General features: G+C 64.5%; 13 protein-coding genes. 7 read left to right on the top strand and 6 right to left on the bottom strand.

What is annotated here, in order from left to right; all coding sequences use genetic code 11:
* Positions 1 to 2 precede the first annotated feature (2 nt).
* From P2081_RS16310 to P2081_RS16300, 3 genes are all read right to left on the bottom strand, one after another.
* Positions 3 to 1,181 (bottom strand): murein hydrolase activator EnvC family protein, encoded by a 1,179-nt coding sequence (locus P2081_RS16310; protein ID WP_417701253.1) that lies wholly within the window; start codon positions 1,179 to 1,181, stop codon positions 3 to 5.
* A gap of 42 nt (positions 1,182 to 1,223) precedes the next feature.
* Positions 1,224 to 2,741: a 2,3-bisphosphoglycerate-independent phosphoglycerate mutase gene (gpmI, locus tag P2081_RS16305; protein ID WP_278923921.1), complete on the bottom strand. Its 1,518-nt coding sequence runs from the start codon at positions 2,739 to 2,741 to the stop codon at positions 1,224 to 1,226.
* A 202-nt stretch (positions 2,742 to 2,943) separates the two neighbouring features.
* A complete protein-coding gene (locus P2081_RS16300) occupies positions 2,944 to 3,873 on the bottom strand; it encodes an ABC transporter ATP-binding protein (protein WP_278923920.1) in 930 nt (309 codons plus the stop codon).
* A gap of 82 nt (positions 3,874 to 3,955) precedes the next feature.
* Here P2081_RS16300 and P2081_RS16295 point away from each other — a divergent pair, with 82 nt between their 5' ends.
* The 3 genes from P2081_RS16295 to polA all read left to right on the top strand — a co-directional run bounded on the left by P2081_RS16295 (position 3,956) and on the right by polA (position 7,673).
* Positions 3,956 to 4,138 carry a zinc-finger domain-containing protein gene (locus P2081_RS16295; RefSeq protein ID WP_278923919.1) on the top strand — a complete coding sequence of 61 codons (183 nt, stop codon included), beginning with the start codon at positions 3,956 to 3,958 and terminating at the stop codon, positions 4,136 to 4,138.
* A gap of 152 nt (positions 4,139 to 4,290) precedes the next feature.
* A complete protein-coding gene (locus P2081_RS16290) occupies positions 4,291 to 4,776 on the top strand; it encodes a flavodoxin family protein (RefSeq protein ID WP_278923918.1) in 486 nt (161 codons plus the stop codon).
* A gap of 92 nt (positions 4,777 to 4,868) precedes the next feature.
* Positions 4,869 to 7,673 carry a DNA polymerase I gene (polA, locus tag P2081_RS16285; protein ID WP_278923917.1) on the top strand — a complete coding sequence of 935 codons (2,805 nt, stop codon included), beginning with the start codon at positions 4,869 to 4,871 and terminating at the stop codon, positions 7,671 to 7,673.
* Between the two features lie 483 nt (positions 7,674 to 8,156).
* Here polA and P2081_RS16280 read toward each other — a convergent pair whose 3' ends face one another.
* The gene (locus P2081_RS16280) at positions 8,157 to 8,939 is read right to left on the bottom strand and encodes a hydroxypyruvate isomerase family protein (RefSeq protein WP_278923916.1); all 783 of its coding nucleotides are present in this window, start codon (positions 8,937 to 8,939) and stop codon (positions 8,157 to 8,159) included.
* A gap of 140 nt (positions 8,940 to 9,079) precedes the next feature.
* Positions 9,080 to 9,685: a DUF1285 domain-containing protein gene (locus P2081_RS16275; protein ID WP_278923915.1), complete on the bottom strand. Its 606-nt coding sequence runs from the start codon at positions 9,683 to 9,685 to the stop codon at positions 9,080 to 9,082.
* Positions 9,686 to 9,749: 64 nt separating this feature from the next.
* On the opposite strand from P2081_RS16275, the gene P2081_RS16270 reads away from it, so the two are divergent.
* The 4 genes from P2081_RS16270 to P2081_RS16255 are packed head-to-tail and all read left to right on the top strand — an operon-like array spanning position 9,750 to position 16,673.
* A complete protein-coding gene (locus tag P2081_RS16270; protein WP_278923914.1) occupies positions 9,750 to 10,757 on the top strand; it encodes an AAA family ATPase in 1,008 nt (335 codons plus the stop codon).
* Positions 10,754 to 11,686, top strand: a complete 933-nt coding sequence (locus P2081_RS16265; protein WP_278923913.1) for a DUF58 domain-containing protein — start codon at positions 10,754 to 10,756, stop codon at positions 11,684 to 11,686. The genes P2081_RS16270 and P2081_RS16265 overlap by 4 nt, the downstream gene beginning before the upstream one ends.
* Positions 11,683 to 14,574, top strand: coding sequence for a DUF4159 domain-containing protein (locus P2081_RS16260; RefSeq protein ID WP_278923912.1), 2,892 nt, complete (start codon positions 11,683 to 11,685; stop codon positions 14,572 to 14,574). Before P2081_RS16265 ends, P2081_RS16260 begins: the two co-directional genes overlap by 4 nt.
* Positions 14,575 to 14,585: 11 nt before the next feature.
* Positions 14,586 to 16,673: a hypothetical protein gene (locus P2081_RS16255; protein ID WP_278923911.1), complete on the top strand. Its 2,088-nt coding sequence runs from the start codon at positions 14,586 to 14,588 to the stop codon at positions 16,671 to 16,673.
* Positions 16,674 to 16,782: 109 nt separating this feature from the next.
* On the opposite strand, the gene pbpC is transcribed toward P2081_RS16255, so the two are convergent.
* Positions 16,783 to 18,834 carry a penicillin-binding protein 1C gene (pbpC, locus tag P2081_RS16250; RefSeq protein WP_438826544.1) on the bottom strand — a complete coding sequence of 684 codons (2,052 nt, stop codon included), beginning with the start codon at positions 18,832 to 18,834 and terminating at the stop codon, positions 16,783 to 16,785.
* Between the last annotated feature and the right edge of the window lie 37 nt (positions 18,835 to 18,871).

Raw genomic sequence — 18,871 nt, 5'->3', positions numbered from 1 at the left:
CCTTATCCACCTTTTCCGATTTGGAACCATGTTTCTGGATCCACCGGACTGTTGTCCATTCTAACTTCTATATAGAGCGTTTCTGTCCGGTCAGTTCCACCCCCTTCACCACTACGTGACAAAATGGCACCAGCCTGGGGCGGGCTGCCCCCCATCAGGCCCACCGGAGTGCCTGCGGGAATGACCTGCCCGGCGATGCCAAAAACCTCTTCCAGACCCGAGAGAATAAAAAGCGTATCGGGCTGCGGTTCCAGGATCACCACATTGCCCAGATCCAGCAGCGGGCCACGATAGCGGATCGTCGCCGCCGTCGGAGAACTGACCAAGGCGCGCGGGCGCGCGGCAATCAGCACCCCCGGGCGGGCAATGCCGGCGGCATCCCGCGCCCCAAAGTGGCGCAGCAGCAGACCTTCGACCGGCAGCGCAAGGCTGCCCCGCTGGGCGCTGATATCCACTGATAGCGGGGTGATCTTATCCGCACCGCCCGCCACCTCGGCCAGCCCGCTGGCAAAGCCGGTCAGCGTTTCCGTCGAGGAAATCAGGATCGCGGTGCGCACCCCATTTTCGGTAAAGCGCATCGGCAGGTCGGTGCGATCGGAAATGGCGGTCGACAGCGCCGTGCGCGCCTCTTGCACCCCGGCCAGCCCCTCTTGCAGGGTGTCGGCCGCGCTCTGTTGCAGAATGCGCAGGGTCTGTACCTCTTCCAGGTCCTGGCGCAGGGCCTCGGCGCGGGCATAAAGACCCGGTGTCACCTCGGCGACCATCATGGCCGACCGCGCCGCGCCCAAAGGCCCCGAAGGGTGCAGCATCAGCACCGGCGGTGCCGAAGTTTCGATGGTTTGCAGGATGCCCAGCAGCTCGGCCACCTCGTCTTCGCGGGATTTCAGCTGCGCCACAAGCTGGCTTTCGCGCCGCGCAACCCGCCGCAGACCTTCGCGCATGGCACCCAGCCCGGCCTCATAGGCGTGCAGGGTTTCCGTCAACGCCTTGACCCGGTCGCGCGCGCTGTCTGCCGCCTCCAGTGCGACGGTTGCCGCCTCCAGCTGGCGCGCGGCCTGTCGTGCGGCCTCTGCCGGGGCCGGTGGCGTCTCGGCCGCGCGGGCAGCCCCCTGCAAACCCTGCAGCGGTGCGGCAAGGGTGATCAGTGCAAGGAAAAGCAGCCCAGCGGCGCGTGTCATCATGTGGTTCAGATCTTCTTGGTCTGTTTTGTCAGGTCAGCTTTGTCAGGTCAGCAGGCTTTCGCCCGTCATCTCATCTGGCTTGGGCAGGTTCATCAGCTCTAGCAGGGTGGGGGCAAGATCGGCAAGGCGGCCGTTGCGCAGCCCGGCGCCCTTTGGCCCACCCACCAACACAAGTGGCACCAGATTGGTGGTATGCGCGGTATGGGCACCGCCGGTTTCCGGGTCGACCATGACCTCGCAATTGCCGTGATCTGCGGTGACCAGCATGGCACCACCCACGCGCCGAAGCGCCTCTACCACCTGGGCCAGCCCCTGATCCACCGCCTCGCAGGCCTTGATCGCGGCCTGGATATCACCGGTATGGCCGACCATATCGGGGTTGGCGTAATTGGTGACAATCAGGTCATACCCCGCGTTGATGGCTTCAACGAATTTCTCGGTCACTTCTGGCGCGCTCATCTCTGGTTGCAGATCATAGGTCGCCACCTTGGGGGATTGGGGCATGGCACGGTCTTCACCCTGCTCTGGTTCTTCCTTGCCGCCATTGAGGAAGAAGGTCACATGCGGATATTTTTCAGTCTCCGCCAGGCGGAACTGCCGCTTGCCCTGTTTGGCAACCCATTCGCCCAGCGTATTGACAAGTTCAGCCTTGGGGTAGGCGGTGGTCATATAGGCGTTATGCGCGGAAGAATAATCCACCATGCCCAGCAGCGCTGCCAGTTTGGGGCGCGGGCCGGTGTCAAATTCGGCAAAGCCCGGCTCGCCAATGGCGCGCAGAATTTCACGGGCGCGGTCGGCGCGGAAATTCAGGCAGAAGAAGCCGTCGCCATCCTGCACCCCATCATAGCCGCGGATCACACTGGCGCCGATGAATTCATCCGTTTCGGACTGGTTGTAGGCATGGGTCACCGCATCATGGGCATCCGCCACCGAACGGCCCTCGCCCTTGATCATGGCGGCATAGGCTTCGCCCACCCGTTCCCAGCGGTTGTCGCGGTCCATGGCAAAATAGCGCCCCGTCACCGTGGCAATCCTGGCCCCCTGCGGCAGGGCCTCTTTCAGCTGTTCAAAGTAGCCATAGGCAGATTTCGGCGCCACGTCGCGCCCGTCGGTGATGGCATGCAGCCAGACCGGTACGCCCGCGTCGGTGAGGACACGGATCGCCGCCAGAATATGCCTGATATGCCCGTGAACCCCGCCATCAGACACCAGCCCCATCAGATGCGCCGCACCACCGGTTTTCTTGAGCCTAGCTATGAAATCCAACAGGGCGGCGTTCTGTGCAAAAGAGCCATCTTCGATTGCCAGATCAATCTGGCCAAGATCCATCGCCACCACGCGGCCAGCACCGATATTGGTATGGCCCACCTCGGAATTGCCCATCTGACCACTGGGCAAACCAACATCCGGCCCATGGGTCACCAGCCGCGCCTGTGGCCCTGCGGCCATCAGCGTATCAAAGGTGGGGGTCTTGGCCAGATAGGGCGCGTTGGCGGCACCGGGTTCCGCACTGCCCCAGCCATCAAGAATACACAGAACAACAGGTTTGGGCGTGGACATATCAGGGCTCCGGATCAGGGCGGTGTTGCAACAGGTTTGCAGCCTTTTACCCGCTTGCCCCGCCGGGGTGAACCACCTTCCGCGCGGCGGCAAATGTTTCGCCCGCTAAACAGTGCAAGACTTTGTTCACAACGATTGCCAATCCCCTGCCCCGGCGCGCGCCTGGGCAGGGGCAGGGGGAGCAAGGGGCCAGCCTGTCAGCTCAGCCCGATTTGGTCAGAGACAGGAAGACATCTTCCAGATCGGCCTCGGCGGTTTTGACATCGCGGATGGAAATTTCGGCGGCGCGCACGGCTGACAGCACCTCTTCGGCGCTGGTTTCATTGCCGTGGTAGCGCAGCACCACCGCGCCGTCTTCGCGCAGTTCAGAGGTGATGCCAGCCCCCTGCGGCAGGATCGTGACCGGGCTGGCGGGCTGCACGATCATGGATTTGGCATCCAGACGGCCCAGCAGGTTGGCGGTGCTGTCGCGCGCCACCACGCTGCCCTGATCGATGATGGCGATCTCGTCGCACATCTCTTCGGCCTCTTCCAGGTAATGGGTGGTCAGGATGATGGTCATGCCCTGCTGGTTCAGCTTGCGGATATTGGCCCAAAGCATTTGCCGCAGCTCAATATCCACCCCGGCAGTTGGTTCATCCAACACCAGAATATGCGGATGATGCACCAGCGCCTTGCCCAAGAGCAGCCGCCGACGCATGCCGCCCGACAGGGTGCGGGCATAGGCATGGGCCTTGTCGGTCAGCCCCACCATGGCAAGGATCTCATCGCTGCGCCGGTCTGATTTTGGCACGCCGTAAAGGCCTGCCTGCACCTCCAGCGCGCCGCGCGGGGTGAAGAACGGGTCCAGGTTCAACTCTTGCGGCATCACCCCAATGGCGGCGCGGCTTTGGCGCGGGTTGGCATCCTGATCAAAGCCCCAGATCGTCACCCGCCCGGAAGATTTGCGCACCAACCCGGCCATGATATTGATCATGGTAGATTTTCCCGCCCCGTTTGGCCCCAGAAGCCCAAAGACAGACCCGCGCGGAATGGTCAGATCGATGCCCTTAAGGGCCTGCTTTTCCGGCTGGCCCTTGGCGCCCTTGTAGGTTTTGCGCAAGCTTTCGATATGGATTGCGTCATCTCTCATTGCAGCTCTTGCCCCCGGTTTTGGCATCATACATACATGGTTTCACCATGCGCCTAGCCGAAATTCATAAGGACCGCCAGCGATGACCATTGAAGCGCCCGAAACCAAAATCGTCGAGACCAGCCGCGTTGCCTGCGATGGCAGCGAAGGCGCGCTGGGTCATCCCCGTGTCTATCTGCAGATCCCCGAGGACACCGGCTTTGTGGAATGTCCCTATTGCGATTGCAAATACATCCTCAAGGGTTTCGAAGACAAAGCGATGTAGCAGGCCGGATCGCTCGCGCGCTATGCCGTCAGGATCGCCAGGGGGCTGAAACATGCTTGGTGCCCGTATGCGGTGCAGCCTGTCGCAGCCTCGGCCCACCATGATTTTCTGATGCCGCTGACACCACAGTCCATTCTGGATATGCTGAAGGCATGAGCACGCTTCTTATCATCTATCATTCCCGCACCGGCGGCAGCCGGCAAATGGCGAAGGCTGCAACAGCCGCGGCCAGCCAGGAATGCGACACCCGGCTGTTGCAGGCCGCCGAGGCCGGTCCCGACGATCTGTTGGCAGCCGGGGCCTATCTGTTTTGCGGCCCAGAGAATCTGGCCAGCCTGTCAGGGCAGATGAAAGAGTTCTTTGACCGCTGCTACTACCCGGTGCTGGGCCAGCTCAACGGGCGTGCCTATGCCCAGATGATCTGCGCCGGCTCGGATGGGACCGGCGCGGCCCGGCAACTGGCCCGCATCGCCCAGGGCTGGCGCCTGCGCGAGATCCAGCCGCCGCTGATCCTATGCACCCATGCCCAGACACCCGAGGCGATTCTGGCCGAGAAATCCATTGCCCCAGCAGAGCTGGCCCGCTGCGCCGATCTGGGTCAGGCTCTGGGCGCGGGGCTGGCCATGGGCATGTTCTAGGCTCTGGCCCAAACGGCAATTGCCCTTACGCGCCAGATCACCGATAACCGGAAACGGAACACGAACGGATTTCCCAGGGGAGCGCGACAGGCATGAGCGAGAGTACATTCGGCAAGGGCTGCCATCTGCATCTGATTGATGGTTCGGCCTTTATCTTTCGGGCCTATCACGCCCTACCGCCACTGACGCGCAAATCAGACGGGCTGCCAATTGGCGCTGTGGCGGGCTTTTGCAACATGCTGCACCGCTATGTCGAGGCCAATACTGGCCCGGATGCGCCGACCCATGTCGCCGTGATTTTCGACCATTCCGGCAAGTCGTTCCGCAATGAAATGTATGATCTCTACAAGGCCAACCGTCCGCCTGCGCCGGAAGATCTGCGACCGCAATTTCCGCTGACCCGCGAGGCAACGCGCGCCTTTAACATCGCCTGCAAAGAGGTCGAGGGCTATGAAGCCGACGACATTATCGCCACCCTCGCCTGTCAGGCGCGCGATGCCGGCGGGCGCTGCACCATCATTTCATCGGACAAGGATCTGATGCAGCTGGTTGGCGGCGGCGTTGAAATGCTGGACGCAATGAAGAACAAACGCATCGACAGCGACGGCGTGGTGGAAAAGTTTGGCGTTGGCCCCGACCGGGTGGTCGATGTGCAGGCCTTGGCTGGAGATTCTGTCGACAATGTCCCCGGCGCGCCTGGCATCGGCATCAAGACCGCGGCGCTGTTGATCAATGAATTTGGCTCGCTCGAAGAGCTGCTGGACCGGGCCGAAGAAATCAAACAGCCCAAACGCCGTCAGACCCTGATCGACAAGCGCGACCAGATCGAAATGTCCAAACGACTGGTGCAGCTGGACTGCAACATGGATCTGGATTTCACCCTCGAAGATCTTGAGGTGCTGGAACCCGATGCCGAGGTACTTTTGGGCTTTCTTGCGGAAATGGAGTTCCGCACCCTGGCCAAGCGCATGGCCGAACAGCTGGGCCGCGAGGTGCCCAGCATCCCGGAAGCCCCCGTGAGCGAAGCCGCCCCTGTCGCCGCCCCCAGCGCGGTGCCCTTTGACGCGGAAAAATACACCTCGGTCGGGGATACCGCCGCCCTGCAGGGCTGGATCGATCAGATCTATGCGCGCGGCTATGTGGCGGTGGATACCGAAACCACCGGGCTGGATGCCATGGTGGTAGATCTGGTCGGCGTCTCGCTCTGCGTTGAACCGGGGGCGGCATGCTACATTCCGCTGACCCATAAACAGGGCGGAGATGATCTGTTTGGCGGCGAAGGTCTGGCGGAGGGGCAGATGCCGCTGGACGATGCGCTGGCGATCCTGAAGCCGATGCTGGAGGATCCGGCGGTGCTGAAAATCGGGCAGAACATGAAATATGACGCCAAGATCCTGCACCGCTATGGCATTGATGTGGCCCCGATTGATGACACCATGCTGATGTCCTACGCGTTGCACGCGGGTGAACATAACCACGGTATGGATACCCTGTCGGAACGCTATCTCGACCACACGCCCCTGCCAATCAAGCCTCTGCTGGGCACGGGAAAATCCGCCATCACCTTTGACCGGGTGCCGCTGGCCGATGCAGTCCCCTATGCCGCGGAGGACGCCGATATCACCCTGCGCCTGTGGCAGCATTTCAAACCCGAATTGCACCAGCGGCAGGTCACCACGGTCTATGAAACCCTGGAACGGCCTCTGGTGCCGGTGCTGGCCGAGATGGAGCGCAATGGCATCAAGGTGGACCGCGATACACTCAGCCGCATGTCCAATGCCTTTGCCCAGAAAATGGCCGGGCTGGAGGATGAAATCCACACCCTGGCGGGCCAGCCCTTCAATGTCGGATCGCCCAAACAACTGGGCGAGATCCTGTTTGACAAGCTGGAACTGCCCGGCGGCAAAAAGGGCAAGACAGGTGCCTATGCCACCGGCGCCGATATTCTGGAAGATCTGGCCACCGAACATAAGCTGCCGGGCCTGGTGCTGGACTGGCGCCAGCTGAGCAAGCTGAAATCCACCTATACGGATGCGCTGCAGGACCATATCAACCCGGATACTGGCCGGGTGCATACCTCCTATATCCAGACCGGTGCCAATACCGGCCGCATGGCGTCATCAGATCCCAACCTGCAGAATATTCCCGTGCGCTCCGAGGAAGGCCGCCGCATCCGCGAGGCCTTTGTGGCGGATGAAGGCAATCTTCTGCTCAGCCTCGACTATAGCCAGATTGAGCTGCGCATCCTGGCCCATGTCGCCGGTATCGACGCGCTGAAGGCCGCCTTTGCCGAAGGCCACGACATCCACGCCATGACCGCGTCAGAAATGTTCAACGTCCCGATGGAGGAAATGACCCCGGATATTCGCCGTCAGGCCAAGGCGATCAACTTTGGCGTCATCTACGGCATCTCCGGCTTTGGTCTGGCCCGCAATCTGCGCATTCCACGCGCCGAGGCCCAGGGCTTTATCGACCGCTACTTTGAACGCTTTCCGGGTATTCGCGCCTATATGGATCAGACGGTGGAATTTGCCAAAGAGCACGGCTATGTGCAGACGCTGTTTGGCCGCAAGATCCATACGCCCGAAATCGCCGCCAAGGGACCGCGCGCCAGCTTTGCCAAACGCGCCGCCATCAACGCCCCGATCCAGGGCACTGCCGCCGACGTGATCCGTCGCGCCATGGTGCGGATGCCCCAGGCCATCGCCCACCTGCCTGCGCGGATGCTGCTGCAGGTCCACGATGAACTGCTGTTTGAAGTCCCCAAAGAGGCGGTGGCAGAAACCATAGAGACCGCCCGCCAGGTCATGGAGGGTGCCGCCAGCCCCGCAGTGCATCTGGACGTGAAGCTGAGCGTCGAGGCAGGCCAGGGCAGAAATTGGGCCGAAGCGCACTAGAGCATGCCGTCTGAATGGCCATGAACGCGACATGCTTTCAGGCCAGGATTCACTCACTCTGCACCAAGGCGGCTCTCCCGCCCGTCTCGGAACAATCAGAGATTGGTCCTCCCCCGTTGGGGGTGGCGCCGCGCAGACGCGCGGCGCGCCCGCACCAAGCCTCGGGCTTTTCGGGCCTCACAGGCCTGCACGATCGCTTTTTTCTGCTGATTCGGGTCAAGGGCGGCAAAGCCGCCGCGCCCAGCGCGGCTTGCCCTTGAGGCGACTCAGCAGGCCCCAACCTTGCAAAGGCGCTTCTGGGCACACCTGCCCCTGAAGCGCATCTCAGCAGGTCGTTTCGCCGCGCGTCAGCGCGGCGCCACCCCCAACAATGAAGCGACATCCCCCTGGGGATGTTGCGGAATTGGCGGGAGCGCCTGCCTTTTACCGCAAGGCAACACGCCGCCTTCAGCCCAGCCCCCCGCCCTGCCATCAGACCCGCCCTCAGCCTCGTGCGATGCTGAGCACCCGTGATCTTGGCAGCCAGCCCAGGCTATCTTCGGTACGCCGGGTCGAGGGGGTGTACTCTGCGCTGATCCAGCCTTTGTAGCCGCTGGCATCAATGGCCTGGAACAGGGCCTCAAAATCCACCGGCCCGGTGCCGGGTTCGCATCGGCTGGGCGCGGCACCAATTTGGACATGCAGCGCCTGCTTGCCAAAGTTCTGCCAGACCTGCGCGGCATCGCCATGGATCATCTGCGCGTGATAGGCATCATATTGCAGCCCGACATTGGGGCGGTTCACTGCCTCCAGAATCTCTGCGGCGAGGTTGTAATCGTCCAGAAAATACCCCGGCTGATCCCCGGCATTCAGCGGCTCGATGGTAAAGCGCTGCCTGGGCGCAAGATCCGCGGCCCAGCGCAGGTTGTTGATAAAGGTCTCGCGGGCTTCATCGCCCTTGGCATAGCCGGCCATGATGTGGATCAGCCCCACTCTCAGCACCTCGCCGTAGCGCAGCACCCGGCGAATATCACGCTGAAACCGGTCAACCCCATCAGGATGTGCCGCATAGCCCGGCACCCCGCCCGTGTAATTGGGCGGCGGCGCATTGATCAGCAGCAGCTCCAGCCCTTGCGACAGCAGCGCTCGCTGGGTCTCTTTTGCCGCGACATCATAGGGGGACAGGATTTCCACCGCCGTGAACCCGGCGGCGGCCGCGGCGGCGAAACGCTCCAGATAGGGCAGTTCAGCAAAGAGCATTGAAATATTTGCCGCGAATCTAGGCATTCAAGGAAACCTCCGGTCTGTTGGCACCACGCAGGCACCGATGATCCCGCTAGGGTCTAGCGCCCCCCCCAGGCAAGGCCAAGCACCGAAAATAACGCATTTTTCCTAACCCGCACCCAGAGCAAGCCCCAGACCATGCCCTAGCCTACGGGCAGCTCATCCGAAGGGATCACCGGGAAAAACACCCCACCGGACCAGAGACCAAACCAGCCGTCATGGTGGCAGCCCAGCTCGACCAGCCGATAAAAGCTCTTGCGGTCAATCAGCGCCTCCAGATTGCTGCGCACGCGCACATAGGGCGATGGTTCGCCGGTCTCGGCGTCCCGCTCCACCCGAATCGGGTGCTCCGGGCCCGCCACCATCTGGTCGCCCACATGGGTGGTAAAGCAGAGCTGTTGTTCTGCCCCCGCCCCGGTGGCCTCAAAATCAACCGCGACAAAGGGCGCGTCCTCCACGGTGATGCCGACTTTTTCAACCGGGGTGACCAGGAAATATTTGCCCTCTTCACGCTTCAGGATCGAAGAGAACAGCTTGACCAATTCAAAGCGGCCAATCGGGCTGCCAAGGTAATACCAGGTGCCGTCACGGGCGATCCGCATGTCCAGATCACCGCAATAGGGTGGGTTCCACAGATGCACCGGCGGCAATCCGCGCGTGCCACCCGCTTTGCCTGTCGCCTTCTCTGCCGCCCGGATCGAGGCGGCCAGCCCATCTGCCGACGGTGTCACAGTTTTTTGTCCACTCATTGCTTTTGCCATTTCCCTCAACCGCGATACAATACGATTGTATATCCGCTGAGAAAGGAATGTCATGCCCGAACCTGATGACCTGCTGGCCGGCATCGAAGCGCTGGAGCAAAAGCTACAACTGGCGCGCGACTCGATCACCCGCCGCTTCATCGGCCAGGAACGGGTTGTGGACCTGACGCTGGCCACCCTGCTGTGCGGCGGCCATGGGCTGCTGGTCGGGCTGCCCGGCCTGGGCAAGACCCGGCTGGTGGAAACCCTATCGACCGTGATGGGGTTGGATGGCAAACGGGTGCAGTTCACCCCCGATCTGATGCCCGCCGATATTCTCGGCTCGGAGGTGCTGGACACCGCCGCAGATGGCACCCGGGCCTTTCGCTTTCTGCCGGGTCCGGTGTTTTGCCAGCTGCTGATGGCGGACGAAATAAACCGGGCCAGCCCGCGCACCCAATCAGCGCTGCTGCAGGCGATGCAGGAACGCCAGGTCACCGTTGCCGGTGCTGACCGGCCGCTGGGCCAGCCGTTTCACGTGCTGGCCACCCAGAATCCGATCGAACAGGAAGGCACCTACCCGCTGCCCGAAGCGCAGCTGGACCGCTTTATGCTGCAGATCGACGTGCCCTACCCAACCCGCGATACCGAACGCGACATCCTGCTGGCCACCACGGGCAACAGCGAAGACAGCGCCCATGCGGTCTTTAGCGCCGCCGAGCTTGTTGCGGCCCAAACACTGCTGCGGCGCATGCCCGTGGGCGACGCCGTGGTAGAGCTGATCCTGGATCTGGTGCGCGCCTTCCGCCCCAGTGAACCCGATGTATCTCAGCAGGTGGCGCAAACCGTGGCCTGGGGGCCCGGCCCCCGCGCCGCGCAGGCGCTGATGCTGGCGGTGCGCGCCCGCGCCCTGCTGCACAGCCGTCTTGCGCCAAACGCCGAGGATGTGCTCGACATGGCGCTGCCGGTGCTTAGCCATCGCATGCAGCTCAGCTTTGCGGCACGGGCGCGCGGTGACAGCCTTGCGGATCTGATCAGCGAAACCGCCGCCGACCTGAACAAAAGCGGGATCGCCGCATGAGCCAGACCGCCGCCCCTCAGGAGGCCGCAAATGCCCCCGCCAGACTGCGCAGCGCCGCCGAAAGCGCCGCCAGCGCCCTGCCGCCGCTCTTGGTGCAGGCGCAGCAACTGGCCGGGTCAGTGCTCAGCGGTGACCACGGGCGGCGGCGGGCCGGCATGGGTGATGATTTCTGGCAATATCGTCCGTTGCAACAGGGCGACAGCCGCCGGATGGTCGATCACCGTCGATCCGCGCGCGGGGATGTGCAATTTGTTCGTGAACGCGAATTGCAGATTGCCCAGACGGTCTATCTCTGGGTTGATGCGGGGGCCTCTATGCGCTTTGCCTCCTCGCCTGAACAGCCGCGCAAGATCGACCGCGCCTGCCTGATTGGCCTGGCCCTGTCTATTCTGATGCTGCGGGGCGGTGAACGGGTCGGGCTGACCGGTGGCAGCCTGCCGCCGCGTCGCGGCACCCTGCAAAGCCTGCGTCTGGCAGAGGCGCTCAGCACTGCCCAAGACAGCCCCAAAGCCCCCTCTGTGCAGGTTGCAGACTATGCACCACCCGAGGACCGCGCCATGGCTCCGCAGGCCCGCGCCCTGTTCATTTCAGATTTTCTCGGCCCCTTTGCGCCGCTGGAACGCGCCCTGTCCAAGGCGGCGGATCGCGGCGTTCACGGGGTCTTGCTGCAGGTGCTGGACCCGGCGGAAGAGCAGTTTCCCTATGCTGGCCGCACCCGGTTCGAAAGCGTCGGCGGGGCGCTCAGCCATGAAACCCTGAAGGCAGATGCCCTGCGCCATAGCTATCTGGCGCGGCTGGCCGAACGGCGCGATGCGCTGGATCAGCTGTGCCGCACCACCGGCTGGCGCCTGGGGCTGCACCACAGCAATGACCCCGCCCTTGCCGCCCTTATGTGGCTTTATCATGCGATGGATCGAGGCCAGCCATGACATCAATTGCCGGCCTTGGCTTTGCCGCGCCCTGGTTGCTGCTGGGGCTGCTGGCGCTGCCCATTCTGTGGATCCTGCTGCGGGCGGTACCGCCTGCACCAAAGAAACGGGTCTTTCCGGCAGTGATCCTGCTGCTGGGCCTGTCGGACCGCGACAGCCAGTCTGACCGCACCCCCTGGTGGCTCTTGGTGCTGCGGCTCTTGGCCGTGGCGGCGGCGATCCTGGGCTTTGCCGGGCCTGTGCTGAACCCAACCCGCGAGACGGCAGGGTCCGGGCCTTTGGTCGTCGTGGTCGATGCCTCCTGGGCGGGGGCCGCGCATTGGGCCCAGACCCGCAAGCAGATCGCCACCCGGCTTGAAGATGCCGGGCGCGCCAATCGCCCCGTGGCCCTATTGCAGCTAAGCGCACCGCAGGCGCTTCAGTTTCAGGCCGCCAGCACCTGGCAAAGCCAACTGGCTGGCCTGCACCCCCAACCCTGGCAGCCCGGCCCGGCGCAGATCCAGGCAACACTGGACCATTTGAACAACAGCGATATGGACTTTGACAGCCTCTGGTTCAGTGATGGGCTGGCCTATTCGGAGCAGGAAAGCATCACAACCGCGCTGGCCGCTCGGGGCGCGGTCACCGTGGTCTCTTCGGGGTTGCCGGTGCTGGGGTTGCTGCCGCCCGAAGCACAAGACGGCGCCCTGGAAATTTCCGCCCTGCGCAGCCATGCGGGCCCCAATATCAACACCCCGACCGAGATAGTGGTGCAGGCCCGTGGCCGTGACCCCGGCGGCACCCAGCGCACCCTGGCACAGGTTGGCCTGTCCTTTGCACCCGACGCGCTGCTGGCAAGCACCCGGCTGACCCTGCCCGCCGAACTGCGCGCCCGCATTGAACGCTTTGAAATCACCGGCCAGCGGTCTGCCGGTGCCGTCAGCCTGAGCGATGATCGCCTGCGGCGGCGTGAGGTGGCCCTGATTGCCGCCGGCGCTGCGGATGAAGGGCTGGCGCTGCTCTCGCAGCTGCACTACCTGCGCCAGGCCCTGGCCCCCACCGCTGACCTGCTGGAGGGCAGCCTGAGCGAGATCCTGCCCGCCAACCCTGATGTTATCGTGTTGGCCGATGTGGCGCGCCTCTCGCCACAGATCAACGACGCGCTGATCGCCTGGGTCGAGGGGGGCGGCTTGCTGCTGCGCTTTGCCGGGCCGCGTCTGGCCAGCAGCGACACCGCCCGCAAGGATGAAGAAACCCTCATGCCGGTGCGGCTGCGCATTGGCGGGCGCAGCATCGGCGGCGCCATGAGCTGGGGGGAACCCAAGACCCTGGCCCCCTTTGCCGCAGGTTCTCCCTTCTTTGGCCTGACCATCCCCGAAGAGGTTTCTGTTTCATCCCAGGTGGTGGCCCAACCCGACCCGAGCCTGGCTGATCGCGTCATCGCCGCGCTGGAGGATGGCACCCCCTTGGTCACCCGCAAGCCACTGGGACAGGGGCAGGTGGTGCTGTTCCATGTCACCGCAAATGCGGAATGGAGCAGCCTGCCGCTTTCGGGTCTCTTTGTACGCATGCTGGAACGACTGGCGGTCTCTTCCGCTGCCAAACCACCAGAGGCCACCAGCCTGGAGGGCACCACCTGGCGGCCCGTCACGGTGCTGGATGGCTATGGCCGTCGGGCCGAGGCAGGCACCCTGCCCGGTGTATCCGGCCCTGATCTGATCACCGCCGAGGCCGGGCCTGGGCTGCGCCCTGGTCTCTATCAAAGCGATAGCCGCAGTCTGGCCCGCAACACCCTGCGCCAGGGCGATAGCCTGCCCCCGGCGCGCTGGGGGGCTGGGATCAGCCTTGCCGGCTATGACAGCACCCCGGAACGTCCGCTGGCGGGGCTTTTGTTGGGGCTGGCGCTGCTGCTGTTGAGCCTGGATGTGCTGGCAACCCTGCAGATCAGCGGCCTTTTGCGACGCGCTTCCGGGGTGGGCATGATCGCCGGAGCTGGATTGATTGGGGCTGGTCTGCTGATTGCTGGCCTGATCCCCGCCCCCGCGCAGGCGCAGGTTCAGGCCCAAGTTCCAGTGCAAACCCCCGCAGGCTCTGGTCAGGATACCATTGGAAACACAGACCCAAACGCCGGTCAGGACATCCCCGCAGATCATGTCACCCGCGCTGCTGAGCTGACCCTGGCGCATGTTCTCACGGGCGATGCCACAACCGACCGTATCGCCCTGGCCGGGCTGCGTGGCCTGTCGGACACCCTGTATTTTCGCACCTCAGTGGAACCTGCACTGCCGGTCAGCATTGATCTGGAACGCGACGATCTTGCGCTCTATCCGCTGCTGTACTGGCCGGTGATCCCGGAACAAGCGCTGCCCTCGGCAGCGGCCTATGCGCGGCTCAATGCCTATCTGCGCTCTGGCGGCATGATCCTGTTCGACACCCGCGATGCCGCGCTGGCCAGCGGCCGCCCAACCAATGGGGCGGTCAGCGCCGCCGCACGCCGGTTGCAGCAACTGGCCCTGCCGCTGGATATCCCGCCGCTGGAGCCACTGCCATCCGATCATGTGCTGACCCGGGCCTTTTACCTGTTGCAGGATTTTCCCGGCCGCCATCCGCGCGGCCCGCTTTGGGTTGAGGCGGCACCTGCCGATGCAGTGCAGGTCGAAGGCATCCCCTTTCGCGACCTCAACGATGGGGTGACGCCGGTGGTAATTGGCGGCAATGACTGGGCTGCGGCCTGGGCGGTGGATCGCGACGGCAGGCCCTTGTTGCCAGTCGGGCGTGGCTATTCCGGCGAACGCCAGCGCGAACTGGCCTTTCGCTTTGGGGTCAATCTGGTGATGCATGTGCTCACCGGGAATTACAAATCAGACCAGGTGCATGTGCCAGCCCTGCTGGAACGGCTGGGACAATAGGGGCAGATGCGATGACACAGGTTTTGCTCTTTGATCCACTGCTGCCCTGGCCGGTGCTCTGGGCGCTGATGGCGCTGGCTGTGGCCTGCATTGCGCTGGCGCTATGGCGCCGGTTGCCCGGCTGGGGGCTGCGTGGGCTAGCAGCGCTGTGCCTGCTGGCGGCGCTGATGGGGCCAGTGGCGCAGCAAGAAAACCGCGCAGACCTGAAGGATATCGTGCTGGTGGCGGTGGACAATACCGCCAGCCAGCATCTGTCAGACCGGCAGGCCCAGCTGGCAACCGCCCGCGCCGGGCTGGAGCAGCAACTGGCTGCGCGACCCAATACCGAAACCCGCTGGATCGACCTCCCCGATGGCGCAGCGGACAGTGGCACCGCGCTGATGCAGGCGCTGTCACGGGCGCTCGCGGATGAGCCACAGGGCCGTGTGGCTGGCATTATCGCGCTGTCAGACGGGCTGGTGCATGATGCCGATCAGCCGGTTGATCTGCCCGCGCCGATGCATCTGCTGCTGACCGGACGGCAGGGCGACTGGGATCGCCGCCTGGTGCTGCGCCAGGCACCCGCCTTTGCCATTATCGGCGAACCTGTCACCCTGACCCTGCGGATCGAGGATCAAGGCGCCGCGCCGCCAGATCAAGGCCAGGCCCCGGTGGAAATTTCCATAAACGGTGGCCCGGTGCAGAGCTTTGTCCTGCCGCTGGGGGTGGATTTCGACCTGCCCCTGACCCTGCCACATGGCGGGCGCAACGTGATCCGCTTTGCCACGCCGCAGGCAGAGGGCGAACTGACTGACCGCAACAATGCCGCCCTGGTGCAGATCAATGGCGTGCGTGACCGGCTGCGGGTCCTGCTGGTCTCGGGAGAGCCCCATGCGGGCGGGCGCACCTGGCGCAATCTGCTGAAATCCGACAGTTCGGTTGATCTGGTGCATTTCACCATCCTGCGCCCGCCAGAAAAGCAGGACGGGGTGCCGGTGGATGAGCTGTCACTGATCGCCTTTCCCACCCGCGAATTGTTTCTGGAAAAGATCGAGGATTTTGATCTGATCATCTTTGATCGCTACAAACGGCGCGGCATTCTGCCGGCGCTCTATCTTGATAACGTGGCCAACTATGTGGAACAGGGCGGCGCTGTTCTGGTGGCGGCGGGGCCGGATTTTGCCAGCGCCGATTCGATCTATCGCTCGCCCCTGTCGCGGGTGCTGCCTGCCGCCCCCACCGCGCGGGTGCTGGAACAGCCCTACCGCCCCCGGATCACCGATCTTGGCCATCGCCACCCCGTCACCGCCGGCCTGGAACAGGCTCATCGAACCATCGCCACATCCACCAATACCGGCCCCGATGACGGCCCCAGCTGGGGCAGCTGGCTGCGCCAGATCGAACTGTCTTCGCCGCAGGGACATGTGCTGATGCAGGGCCTCGGCCCCCGGCCGCTGCTGGTGCTTGACCGGGTTGGGGCCGGACGGGTGGCGCTCCTGGCCTCGGACCATGCCTGGCTCTGGAGTCGCGGCTATCAAGGTGGCGGGCCACAGCTGGAACTGCTGCGCCGCCTTGCCCATTGGATGATGAAGGAACCAGAACTGGAGGAAGAGATGCTCTGGGCGGAAAGCACCGGCCAGAGCATGCAGATTTTCCGCCGCCGCATGCAGGGCGCAGCCGGGCCGCTGGTGATCACCGCCCCCGATGGGCAAGAGACCACCCTGACCATGCAGCAACGCGCCCCCGGCCTGTGGGAGGCAACCCATACCGGCAGCATGCCGGGCCTCTACCGCTTGCGCGAAGGCGAGGCCAGCGCGGTTGTCGGCCTTGGCCCTGCGACGCCGCGCGAATTCCAGCAGAACATCGCCACCGATACAGTCCTGGCCCCGGTGCTGGCCCCGCTACGCGGCGGCAGCCTGCGCCTGGAAGAGGGGCTGCCAAGGCTGCGCGACGTAAAGCCGGGCCGCCCCGCCGCCGGGCGCAACTGGATAGGCCTGACCCCCCGCGCCGCGCATGAAACCCTATCTGTCTCGCAAACAGCGCTTTTGCCGGCTTGGCTGGGGCTGCTGCTGGCGGCTGCCTTCATACTGGCTGGCTGGCTGCGCGAAGGCCGTCGCTAGTAGGGGCGGCGGGCCAAACGGCAGGCGCACAGGTGCACAGGCAGGCGCACAGGTGTACGGGCAAACTGGCAGGCAAAGAGGCACCACAAACAACCGCACAGCGATCACCTCAGAGGCCAGGCGCGTCGATCTCCACCCCGGCACGGGCGCTTTGGCCCGCGCTATCGACCACCACCAGGCTGGAAAACCCCTGTCCGGGATTGGGCACTTCGAATTCGCGCCGCCGCTGACCCTTGGTCAGGACCCGACCATCCGCCAGCAGGGCAAAGGGGGCCAGGCCGCCGCGCAGTTTCACCACCAACGGGCCGCCCTCCAGCGCCAGATGGGCACCATCCGGCGGGAACAGCAGTTGCGGCGCATCCGCTGCCGCATCAAAAACCGCATCGCGGGGGCGAAACCGGCGCAGCGGCAGCGGCAGCTCCGCCGCCCCGACCATCAGCGTCGCCGCAGGCGGCGGGGCAAAGGGCGTCATCTCGGGTTTAAGACGGCCAAAGGCCTCGAACAGCAATGGGGCGGCCAGATCGCCGCCAAAGGCCCCCGGTACCGGGGTGCCATCCGCCCGCCCCAGCCAGACCCCGATCACATGCCGCCCATCCCAGCCAATGGCCCAGGCATCCCGGTGGCCATAGGAGGTGCCGGTTTTATAGGCAAGCACCCCAGCCCGCGCCCCCGCTGGCGGTGCCAGCCCGCGCAGGATATCGCCCAAATGCCAGGCTGCCTCCTCGGACAGCAGCCGGGGCAACGGGTGGCGGGCAACGGTCTGATCACTGCGCAGGGCAACCCCCTGCCCCCCCGCCGCAATCCCCGCATAGACCTGCACCAGATCCTGCAGTGAGGTGCCGATGCCGCCCAGGCTGATGGCCAATCCGGGCTTGTCACTGGCGGGCAATTGTGGCTGCGCACCCCCCCGCCGCAATCGGGCCAGTAGCTTCGCCGGGCCGATCTCTCGGGTCAGGCGAACCACCGGGATATTCAACGACAGTTGCAACGCCTGACGCACACGGATATCGCCGCGAAAGGCCCCATCAAAATTCTGCGGCGCATAGCCGTCAAAATCAATCGGGCCATCATGGATCAGGCTTTCGGGATGCACCAGACCGGCCTCAAACGCCATGCCATAGACAAGCGGCTTCAGGGTGGATCCCGGCGAGCGCAGCGCCTGGGTCATATCGACAAAGCCCTGCCGCGCGCTGTCGGCATAGGCGGGGGAGCCCACCGAGGCGATGATCTCTCCGGTCTGGTGATCCACCGCCAGCAGCGCCGCCGAGATCCGCGCGCCCGCACGGGTCGCAGCCTCTGCCACCAACTGTTCCATCTTGGCCTGGACTTCCCCTTCCAGGGTCAGCGTTAGCCGTGCCGCCCCCGGTCGCGCCGCCAGCAGCCGGTCCGACAGATGTGGCGCCAGACGCGGAAAGGGCTGCATGACAGAGGGCAGCGGGGCCTGGCTTGCCATGGCAACCTCGGCTCCTGTCAGCAATCCCGCCTGCGCCAACCGATCCAGCACCCGATCACGCGCCGCCTGCGCCGCCACCGGCGCACGATCCGGGCGGCGACGTTCTGGCGATTGTGGCAGGGCAATCAGCAGCGCCGCCTGCGAGGGTGTCAGTCGATTGGGCGCGCGACCAAACCAGGCATAGCTGGCAGCGCGGATACCTTCGAGATTGCCGCCATAGGGCGCATGGGTGAGGTAAAGCGCCAGGATCTGATCCTTGGACAGGTGCCGCTCCAGTGCCAGTGCCAGGCGCATCTGGCGGATCTTGCCCGCCCAGGCCCCCGTGGTGCCATCCTCCAGCAGCCGCGCCAGCTGCATCGTCAAGGTAGATCCGCCCGACACGGTGCGCCCGTGCCACAGCGCCTGCCCCAGCGCCCGCAGCAGGGCCAGCGGATCCACCCCCGCGTGGGACTGGAACCGCCGGTCCTCATAGGTGGTGAGCATCGCAATAAAGCGCGGATCGACCTGTTCCAGCTGCGGTGCCATCCGCCAGATGCCATTCCCCACGGGATAGACCCGCAGCAGATCCCCCTTGCGGTCCAGCACCTCTGTCGAGGTTTCCGCCAGGGTGACCGGCAGCGCCGTATCCGCCACCCAGCGGTCCAGCCCCCGCAGCCCGGCCGATGCCAGGGCCAGCAGCAGCGCCAGGGCAAAGCCCCGGTACCACAGCCGCGAAGCCCCCCCGGCCTGCGACCCGGCAGATGCG

This window comes from Pseudophaeobacter profundi, from assembly GCF_029697505.1.
GTDB lineage: Bacteria > Pseudomonadota > Alphaproteobacteria > Rhodobacterales > Rhodobacteraceae > Pseudophaeobacter > Pseudophaeobacter profundi.
Note: the sequence above shows the minus strand (reverse complement) of the source record. Positions and strands in the feature narration are given on the sequence as shown.